This is a genomic window from Anaerococcus sp. HMSC075B03, assembly GCF_001815585.1.
Lineage (GTDB): Bacteria > Bacillota > Clostridia > Tissierellales > Peptoniphilaceae > Anaerococcus > Anaerococcus vaginalis.
Map to the genome: position 1 here is coordinate 1 of NZ_KV821198.1, position 957 is coordinate 957.

The 957-nt window shown below is 31.7% G+C and carries 1 protein-coding gene; it reads left to right on the plus strand.

Annotation, left to right across the window (positions count from 1 at the left end; genetic code table 11):
- Positions 1-957: MucBP domain-containing protein (locus HMPREF3045_RS09330; protein WP_180363014.1), on the plus strand; the 957-nt coding region annotated here is incomplete at both ends.

Here is a 957-nt window from a genome sequence, read left to right on the forward strand (position 1 = left end):
GTAAGACTATAGCTCCTAAGGAAGATGGTAAACAACCTAATAAAGAAATTGATGGATATGAATTTGTAAGCACCGAAACTGATGATAAAGGTAATACAAAACATATCTATAAGAAGAAAACTACTCCTACACCAGCTGTAGTTACAGAATTCGTTGATGAAGATGGTAAGACTATAGCTCCTAAGGAAGATGGTACAAAACCTAATAAAGGAATTGATGGATATGAATTTGTAAGAACCGAAACTGATGATAAGGGCAATACAAAACATATCTACAAGAAGAAAACTACTCCTAGTCCATCTATAGTTACTAAATTTGTTGATGAAAAAGGAAATCCTCTTGCTAAGGATGAAGATGGAAAACAAGACAAAAAAGATATTCCAGGATATGAATTTGTTGAAACTAAAAATGACAAAGATGGTAATGTAATTCATGTTTATAAGTTTAAACAAACACCTAGTCCAACTGTAGAAACAAGATATGTAGATACAGAAGGTAAGCAAATACTTGCTGATAAAACTGGTACACACGATCCATCAAATATAGAAGGATATCAATTTGTAAAAACAGAAAAAGATGAAAAGGGTAATACCGTTCATATTTATCAAAAAATTGCACCTGTTCCAAAAGTTGAGACAAGATATGTTGATGAAAATGGCAACCAACTACTTCTACCAAAAGAAGGAACACAAGCTCAAGTAGGCATAGAAGGTTACGATTATGTAAGTACAAATAAAGATAATAATGGTAATACAATTCATGTTTACAAGAAAAAACCTATCCAAGATGTAGAAACAAAATATGTGGATACAGAAGGAAATCAAATACTTGCTGATAAAGCAGGAGCACATGATCCATCAACTATAGAAGGTTATCAATTTGTAAAAACTGAAAAAGATGAAAATGGTAATACCGTTCATATTTACAAAAAAATTGCACCTGTTCCAAAAGTTGAGA